The organism is Streptomyces sp. NPDC004752, from assembly GCF_053601275.1.
Genome location: NZ_JBSGBN010000195.1, coordinates 1 through 7,933, shown reverse-complemented (window position 1 = coordinate 7,933; position 7,933 = coordinate 1). Strand labels below are relative to the sequence as shown.

General features: G+C 73.0%; 8 protein-coding genes. 6 read left to right on the top strand and 2 right to left on the bottom strand.

Annotation, left to right across the window (positions count from 1 at the left end):
- Window positions 1-469: 469 nt before the first annotated feature.
- The 3 genes from ACWEKM_RS43350 to lnt all read left to right on the top strand — a co-directional run bounded on the left by ACWEKM_RS43350 (window position 470) and on the right by lnt (window position 4,133).
- Window positions 470-1,255 carry a hypothetical protein gene (locus tag ACWEKM_RS43350; protein ID WP_451626811.1) on the top strand — a complete coding sequence of 262 codons (786 nt, stop codon included), beginning with the start codon at window positions 470-472 and terminating at the stop codon, window positions 1,253-1,255.
- Window positions 1,256-1,975: 720 nt separating this feature from the next.
- A complete protein-coding gene (locus ACWEKM_RS43345; RefSeq protein WP_451626817.1) occupies window positions 1,976-2,461 on the top strand; it encodes a nuclear transport factor 2 family protein in 486 nt (161 codons plus the stop codon).
- A 97-nt stretch (window positions 2,462-2,558) separates the two neighbouring features.
- A complete protein-coding gene (gene lnt / locus ACWEKM_RS43340) occupies window positions 2,559-4,133 on the top strand; it encodes an apolipoprotein N-acyltransferase (protein ID WP_451626810.1) in 1,575 nt (524 codons plus the stop codon).
- On the opposite strand, the gene ACWEKM_RS43335 is transcribed toward lnt, so the two are convergent.
- Both ACWEKM_RS43335 and ACWEKM_RS43330 read right to left on the bottom strand, forming a co-directional pair.
- Entirely contained in the window at window positions 4,051-4,962 is a 912-nt protein-coding gene (locus ACWEKM_RS43335) for a Gfo/Idh/MocA family protein (protein ID WP_451626809.1), read from the bottom strand. The genes lnt and ACWEKM_RS43335 overlap by 83 nt on opposite strands.
- A gap of 9 nt (window positions 4,963-4,971) precedes the next feature.
- Window positions 4,972-6,156 carry an FAD-dependent monooxygenase gene (locus ACWEKM_RS43330; RefSeq protein WP_451626808.1) on the bottom strand — a complete coding sequence of 395 codons (1,185 nt, stop codon included), beginning with the start codon at window positions 6,154-6,156 and terminating at the stop codon, window positions 4,972-4,974.
- Window positions 6,157-6,328: 172 nt separating this feature from the next.
- Here ACWEKM_RS43330 and ACWEKM_RS43325 point away from each other — a divergent pair, with 172 nt between their 5' ends.
- The 3 genes from ACWEKM_RS43325 to ACWEKM_RS43315 all read left to right on the top strand — a co-directional run.
- A complete protein-coding gene (locus ACWEKM_RS43325; RefSeq protein WP_451626807.1) occupies window positions 6,329-6,973 on the top strand; it encodes a TetR/AcrR family transcriptional regulator in 645 nt (214 codons plus the stop codon).
- Complete coding sequence (locus ACWEKM_RS43320; protein ID WP_451626806.1) at window positions 6,963-7,472, top strand: DinB family protein; 510 nt, start codon at window positions 6,963-6,965, stop codon at window positions 7,470-7,472. The genes ACWEKM_RS43325 and ACWEKM_RS43320 overlap by 11 nt, the downstream gene beginning before the upstream one ends.
- A 113-nt stretch (window positions 7,473-7,585) precedes the next feature.
- A partial coding sequence (locus tag ACWEKM_RS43315) for a hypothetical protein (RefSeq protein WP_451626805.1) occupies window positions 7,586-7,933 on the top strand: 348 nt, incomplete at its 3' end.

The following is a 7,933-nucleotide window of genomic DNA, read 5'->3' as shown; positions in this document are numbered from 1 at the left end:
GTCGCGGGTGTGGTGGGTGCCGGCCGGCGCGGGCACGGTGCGCGGGCGGGTTTCGCACAATGCCGCTCGACGCGCTCGTCGGCGCCCCGGTCGGCACGGCGGTCCGCGAGCCGGATCGCCGCTCGCACGAGCAGTGTCACCGGCCGTACGACCCCAACGGACGGCCACGCCTCGTACCCAGTGACCCGGACCTCGTCCCGAGCGGCGGCGAGGCGCTTAGAGCTGCGAACAGAGTGGGAGTCCGATCAGCATGCGGCGTCTGGTGCGTGCGATCGCAAGACGCCGGAAGGCCTTCGTAGCGGAGCTACCAGGGCGTTTCGGCAACGCCGCGTGGGGGCACCTCCCGGCCGAAGGCTGGGGGAGTGCGTGCCAGGCATCGCACGCCGGGCGCCCATTCTGTTCGGAGCTCTTAGACCAGATGCCCGCGTCCGGATGCGCGTGGCGTTCGTTCCGACACAAGATCCTGATCATGCGGACATCAACTGTTACCCGGCCCCTTCTGCGGCCGATGCGACGCGGCGGTGCGCGCCATGCCATACCCGCGGCCCTTGCCTGCGGCGTCCTGCTGACGGGGACCACGGCCTGCGGCGACACCGCGGACCGGTCGAGCCCCGGCGGTGCCCCGGGCATCAACAACCCGGCGTCGTCCGGCTCCGCGCGCCCCGCGGTGCGCACCCGCCCCCCGGGCCTCGGAGACCGGATATGGAAGCAGGTGCCGGCCGACACCCGCCAGGTGGTGGTCGTCTACGGCGATCGCCAGGATTCACCCGACAGTCTCGTCGTGCTCTACGAGAAGCGGGACACGGCCTGGGAAGCCACCGGCAGTTGGCGCGGGCACAACGGCCGGATGGGCTGGACGACGGACCATCGCATGGACGACGAACGCAGTCCCGTCGGCGTGTTCTCGCTGACCGACGCGGGGGGCGCGCTGCAGGATCCGGGCAGTCGGCTGGAGTACTGGCACGACGACAACGCCTTCATTCCCACGATCAGCGATGACGAAGCCCATGCCCATGACTTCGACTACGTCATAGCCATCAACTACAACCGGCTCAAGGGCGCCCCGCCGTACGACTGGAACCGGCCCGAAGGGGTGGAAAAGGGCGGCGGTATATGGCTGCATCTGGACCACGGTGACGGTACGTCGGCCTGTGTGACCGTCCCGGAGTCGGGGATGAAGGCCCTGCTGCACGCCCTCGATCCGGCCCGCCACCCCATCGTGGTGATGGGCGACCGGGAGCGTCTGAAGAACTGAAGCCCGCTTCGAGGGCGCACCGGTCCAGGACCCGGTCCACAGCGGCGGACGCCATGGACTGCCCTTGCGCACCGGGTCCGCGAGCGACGGCCGCCCGCTCCACTCCGCTCCGGCGTCGCCCGATCGTGGACCACCTGTGGCCACCGATACAGCCCGGCCACCAGTGCATCCCGGCCCTCGATACAGCCCCGCCTCCGGTACGGCCCGGCCTCCGGTACGGCCCGGCCACCTCCCGGCGGTCGGAAGCGGCGGCATGACGTGTCCCTCGACGAGTTCGTACGACCTCAGCCGGTCGACCGGCGCGTAGCCGGGCGTCGCCCGCATGAGGTCGTCCGCGTGGCTCGCGGCCACCAGGTCGTTCGGGCGCTCCGCGGCCGTCGCGGGTGAGCCGTGTGCCCGGTGCGCCCGGAGGGCCCCGGCGCACGCCTGATCCGCGGTGAACGCGTGGGGGCCGCCTCTTCGAAATCGAGATTCGAAATCGAGAACGGAATCTCGCCCCGTCCAGAAGCGCACCAAATGGCGCCCCGCTCAAGAGCGCACCGACCGGAAAGCCGATCATTCACCCCGTACGGGAAGGGAGTTGGCGGCCCCGTCGGGCGGGCCGGGTGGTTCATCTCCGGGGTGCCCGACTCGGCGCAACGGGCTCTTCGTCCGCAAGTTCGCCCGAATCCCACCGCACACCCCCTTGGCTCCGTGCGCCTCATGACCAAGACTGAGTCGATGACGCAGCGTGTGGACCTCGCTACCGTGATGGACCGGCTGACCGTGGACGGGATCGTCACCGAGTACGCGATGACCGTGGACGACGGGGACTGGGCCGCGTACCGGGGCCTGTTCACTCATGACGGGCGGGCGGACTACCGGTCCGCCGGCGGCATCGAGGGGGAGGCCGGCCGGGTCGCCGAGTGGCTCGCCGGGAGCCTCGGCCGGTTCGCGATGCGCCAGCATCTGATCGTCAACCGCCGGGTGCGGTTCGGGATCCTGCAACGGGACACCGGGGACACCGCCGAGGTGCGGGCCGACTACCTCAGCCCGATGCGGCTCGCCGGCGGCGACGGCGGGTCGACGGCGCCCGACCTCGTGTGCGGCGGCCGGTACTCCTTCGGGCTGCTGCGCACACCGGACGGCTGGCGGCTGCGCGAGGTGGCCGTCGAGGAGAAGTGGCGCCGCCCGCCCGATCCGCGTCCCGCGCCGCTGATCGACTGAGTCCACGGCCCTCTGACCGACTGAGTCCGAGGCCCCCTGTCGGCAGGTGCCCCCCGGCGCGCACACTGGAGACGGCCGCTGCGCAGGGAGGCTACGCATGAGGACGCTCGACCACTGGCTCGCCTCCGCGTGGCGGCGCTGCGTCGCCGCCGTCCTCGCGGGCGCCCTGCCGGTGCTGTCCTTCCCGGCACCCTCCCTGTGGTGGTTCGCGTACATCGCCCTGGTCCCGTGGATCCTGCTCGCCCGCTCGGCCCCCACCGGGCGGCGCGCCGCCCTGGACGGCTGGTTCGGTGGCATCGGCTTCATGGTGGCGGTGCACCACTGGCTGCTGCCGAGCCTGCATGTGTTCCTGTTCCTTATCGCGGCGCTGCTGGGGGCGTTGTGGCTGCCCTGGGGCTGGCTGGTGCGCCGGTTCCTGGGCGGGGTGCCCTCGCCGGGCCGGGGCGCCGCCGCGCTGCTGGTGCTGCCGTCGGCCTGGCTGGCCGTGGAGCTGGTCCGGTCCTGGCAGGGGCTCGGGGGGCCCTGGGGCATGATCGGGTCGAGCCAGTGGCAGCTGGAACCGGCGCTGCGGCTCGCCTCGGTGGGCGGGGTGTGGCTGCTCAGCTTCCTGGTGGTGGCGGTGAATGTCGCGGTCGCGGTGCTGGTGTCGGTGCGCGAGTCCCGGATACCGGCGCTCGCCTCGCTCGTCGCCACCGCGGCGGCGACCTCGGCGGCCTGGGCGTGGTCGCCGCGCCCGTCCGACGAGGGCCGGGTCCGGATCGCGGTCGTCCAGCCGGGTGTGGTCGGCGGCAGCGACAGCGGCGACCGGCGCTTCGACCGTGCGGAGCAGCTCACCCGGCGGCTCGTGGGGCAGCGCGTCGACCTGGTCGTGTGGGGCGAGAGCAGTGTCGGCTTCGACCTGGGCGACCGGCCCGACCTGGCCCGCCGGATCACCGTGCTGTCCCATCAGACCGGCGCGGATGTGCTGGTCAACGTGGACGCCCGCCGCTCGGACCGGCCCGGCATCTTCAAGAGTTCGGTCCTGATCGGCCCGGACGGCCCGACCGGCGCCCGCTACGACAAGATGCGGCTGGTCCCCTTCGGCGAGTACATACCGGCCCGTTCGCTGCTCGGCTGGGCGACCTCGGTCGGCAAGGCGGCGGGCGAGGACCGCAGGCGGGGCACCGAACAGGTGGTGATGAACGTCGGGCACGGGCTGCGCATCGGCCCGATGATCTGCTTCGAGACCGCGTTCCCCGACCTGAGCCGGCACCTCGCGCAGGACGGCGCGGACGTGCTGCTGGGCCAGTCCTCGACGTCGACGTTCCAGCACAGCTGGGCCCCCGCGCAGCATGCCTCGCTGGCCGCGCTGCGGGCCGCGGAGACCGGCCGTCCCATGGTGCACGCGACGCTGACCGGGATCTCCGCCGTCTACGGCCCCGACGGGCGGCGGCTCGGCCCATGGCTCGGCACGGACGCGAGCGCCGTTCACGTCTACTCTGTGCCGCTCGCGCACGGGATCACGCCGTACGTCCGCTACGGCGACTGGCCGGTGCAGGCGGCGCTGCTGGTGCTGGCCGGCCTGTGCACGGTGGAGGGCGTACGGGCGGTCAGGCTGCGGCGGAACGCTGCCGCACCGCACGCACCACGCGCTCGCACAGTTCATGAGTCGCCAGCGCGTCACGGGCACTGAGCACCGTGCCCGCGCGCACGGCGTCCAGGAAGGCGAGCACCGCCTGCTCGATGCCGCGCTGCCGGGCCACCGGCACCCAGTCACCGCGCCGCCGCACCGTCGGCTGGCCCTTGTGGTCGATCACCTCGGCGAGATTGACCACCTGACGCTTGGTGTCCTGTCCGGAAACTTCGAGGATCTCTTCCGCGGATCCGCTGCGCCGGTTCATCACGCCGAGCGCGGTGAAGCCGTCCCCGGCGAGTTGCAGCACGACATGGTGCAGCAGTCCGTCCCGGACGCGGGCCCGCACGGTCACGTCGTCCACCGGGCCGGGGACCAGGAAGCGCAGGGTGTCGACGACGTGGATGAAGTCGTCGAGGATCATCGTGCGCGGCTCCTCCGGCAGTCCGATGCGGTTCTTCTGCATCAGGATCAGCTCGCGCGGGTGGTCGGCGCACTGCACATACCCGGGGGCGTGGCGCCGGTTGAAGCCGACGGCGAGGGAGACGTCCCGCTGCTCGGCGAGCGCCACCAGCCGCCGTGAGTCGGCGAGTTCGTAGGCGAGCGGCTTGTCGACGTAGGTCGGTAGCCCGGCGTCCAGGAGGCGGGTGACGATCTCGGGGTGCGCCTCGGTGGGCGCGTGCACGAAGGCGGCGTCGAGGTGCTGGGCGAGGAGGGAGTCCAGGGTGGGGTGCCGCTGGGCGGCGGGGACCCGCAGGGCGTCGGCGACCCGGTCGAGGGTCGCGGGCGTCCGGGTCTGCAGATGCAGTTCGAGGCCCGGCAGCGCGCCGAGCACCGGCAGATAAGCCTTCTGCGCGATGTCGCCGAGTCCGATGCAGCCGACCTTCACATGCTCTCCCTAGCGCTTGCCCGCCGGTGCCTGCTCGGCAGCATACGGGGGCCGCCAGTCGGCGATGCCGTCGAATCCGCGCAGGAACAGGGCCGGTGCGGCCTTGGCGAGCACGGCGACCGCGGTGTTACGGACGGCGATGGCGGCGCGGTTCCGGGTCAGGTTGACGCGGCCGGCCCGGACGGCCTGCCGGGCGATGGCGGTGGTGCGCGGCAGCCGGGCCGCCGTGTAGGCGGCGAGGTCGCGGGCGTGGTGCGCGAGGACGACGGCGTCCTCGATGGCCTGGTTGCCGCCCTGGCCCAGGGTGGGCGGCATCGCGTGCGCGGCGTCGCCGAGGAGCGCGACCCGGCCGCGGTGATGGGCGGGCAGCGGCTCGGCGAGGTGGTGGACGTCGTGGCGCAGGACGTCCTCGGGGCGGGCGGCGGCGAGGACGGCGGGGATCGGGTCGTGCCAGTCGCCGAACCGGCGGACGAGTTCGGCCTTCTCGTCGTCGGGGGCGTGCCCGGCGGCCGGGAGCGTGGCGGCGGCGTACGCGTACACCCGGCCGTCCTTGAGCGGATGCGTGCCCCAGATGCGGCCCCGGCCCCATGTCTCGTGCGAAGCGAACTCGGCTCCGGGCACCGGGATCACGACCCGCCAGGTGGTGAACCCGGCGTACACCGGCCCGGGATGCCCGGGGAACAGCGCCGCGCGCACGGCGGAGCGGATGCCGTCCGCGCCGACGACCAGGTCGGCCTCCCACTCCTCGCCGGCGGCGGTCACCCGGGCGGGCCGGCCGGTGTCACCGGGGTCACCGGGGTCCGCGAGGACGGCGTCGGTGGCCGTACGGACGGCGTCCGGCGGGAGCAGGGCGGCGATGCTGTCGATGAGGGTGGAACGGTGCAGCAGGACGAGGGGGCCGCCGAACCGGGCCGCGGATGCCTCGGCGCTGGAGCGGAAGAGCCGGCGGCCGCCCGGGATGCGCAGTCCACCGTCCCCCTGCCAGGCGGCGAGGTCGCGGATCCGGTCGCCGATGCCGATGACGTCCAGGGCGCGCAGCGCGTTCGGGGCGAGCGCGATGGCCGCGCCCACCGGGGCCAGGGACCGGGCCCGTTCCAGGACGGTGACCTGCCAGCCGTGCTGGTGCAGGGCCGCCGCGGCGGTCAGACCTCCGATTCCGCCACCGATGACGACGGCGCGGGACGACTGTGCCATGGCTCCTCCGAGGACGCGCGGACGGTGCACCGTGGAAGGCGGACGACTGACTGCGGAACGCGGGTGGCTCACCGCAGAACTCGTACCGACTTCACCGCCGGATTTACTACAGATGTAGTGAGGCGGCGCCTCGACTGTACTACAGGCGTAGTACCACGGGTAGGGTCGTCCCATGTCCGTCCACACCCCGGCCGTCTCCCGTGCGGACCTCGTCGCCGACACCGCCATCGCGCTGCTCGCCGAACGCGGCATGCGCGGCCTGACGCATCGCGCGGTCGACGAGGCGGCCGGGCTGCCGCAGGGCTCGACCTCGAATGTGGCCCGTACCCGCCAGGCCCTGCTGGAGCTGGTGGTGCGGCGGCATGCCGTTCGGGAGTCGCGGGTGCTCGCGCTGGACGAGATGCCCGATCCACGCGGCGGCCTCGACTCGCTGGCGGACGCGCTGGCCCTCGCGGCGCACCGGTCCGTCACCCGCCACCGTGAGCTGCTGATCTCCCGTTACGAACTGGCCCTGGAGGCCACCCGCCGCCCCGCCCTGCGGGCCTTCTACGACGCGACGGGCGCCGTCTTCCGGGACCAGCTGGCCGCCATGGTCGCCGCCCTGGGGTCGACCGAACCGGAGCGGCACGCGCTGTCCCTTCTCGCCTGGGCGGACGGGTTGATGTTCTCGTGCGCGGCCGGGTCGTTCAGCGCGCGGGTGCCGGGCCCGGACGAAGTGCGGGCGGGGGTGCGGGAGTTGCTCGACGGGATGCTGGGCAGCCGAAAACCTCTGCCGGAAGCGGGTGAGACGGGCGAGAATGACGGGCATGACGAATGATCGCCGAGAGCCGGCCCTGAACGCCGACGAGCGCACCATGCTGGAGGGCTGGCTGGACTACCACCGCGAGACCCTGGCCGTGAAGTGCGCGGGCCTGACCGACGCACAGCTGAGAACCGCCTCGGTCGCGCCGTCCGACCTGTCACTGATGGGGCTGGTGCGGCACATGGCGGAGGTCGAGCGAGCCTGGTTCCGCAGGGTGCTGGTGGGCGAGGACTCTGGCCCGATCTACTACACCGAGGAAGACCGGGACGGCGATTTCCACCTCACCGAGGCCGACACCTGGGAAGAGGCGTACGCCACCTGGCAGGGCGAGATCGAGACCGCCCGGCGCCACGCGGCCGGTTTCGGACTCGACGACCTGTCCCAGGGCGTGAGCCGACGGCCGGAACCGTTCACCCTCCGCTGGATCTATACGCACATGATCGAGGAATACGCCCGGCACAACGGCCACGCGGACCTGATCCGTGAACGGATCGACGGTGCCACCGGCGACTGACGTCACCTTCCGCACCCCCGTTACACCCGCACGGCGCAGGAGATCACCCGTATGGGGCATCATGCGCTCGCCCGTTGCCCCGATCGGGAGATCGAGGCAGCAGAGTTGCGCGGGTGCATCGAACGACGACCGCCGCCGCGCTGTGGGTCACCGTGACCGTCTCGGCCCTCGCCGGCTGTGTCACGGTCCAGCGCCCGCCGACCGCGGGGCCGCCGGGTACGGCACCGGCCCAGCCGTCGGCGCCCCGGCCGGACGGCAGCGCCGAGCCCCGGGTGGTGCAGGCGCCGGCCAGGGAGGCGCTGGAGATGGTCGGCCCGTCCCCGCGTCCCGAGCGGAAGAAGCCGGCCGCGTCGAGCGCTCCGGCCGCCGCGCCGTCGCCCCGGCAGCCGCCGTCGCCCCGAGCACACCCGCACCCGAACCCCCGGCCGCACCGCGAACCGGCCGCGCGGCCGCTCGCCGAC

Excerpts from the sequence above, each read along its gene's own strand:
- ACWEKM_RS43350 (WP_451626811.1), top strand. The coding sequence starts at position 470 with ATGCGGACATCAACTGTTACCCGGCCCCTTCTGCGGCCGATGCGACGC.
- ACWEKM_RS43345 (WP_451626817.1), top strand. The coding sequence starts at position 1,976 with ATGACGCAGCGTGTGGACCTCGCTACCGTGATGGACCGGCTGACCGTG.
- lnt (WP_451626810.1), top strand. The coding sequence starts at position 2,559 with ATGAGGACGCTCGACCACTGGCTCGCCTCCGCGTGGCGGCGCTGCGTC.
- ACWEKM_RS43330 (WP_451626808.1), bottom strand. The coding sequence starts at position 6,156 with ATGGCACAGTCGTCCCGCGCCGTCGTCATCGGTGGCGGAATCGGAGGT.
- ACWEKM_RS43325 (WP_451626807.1), top strand. The coding sequence starts at position 6,329 with ATGTCCGTCCACACCCCGGCCGTCTCCCGTGCGGACCTCGTCGCCGAC.
- ACWEKM_RS43320 (WP_451626806.1), top strand. The coding sequence starts at position 6,963 with ATGACGAATGATCGCCGAGAGCCGGCCCTGAACGCCGACGAGCGCACC.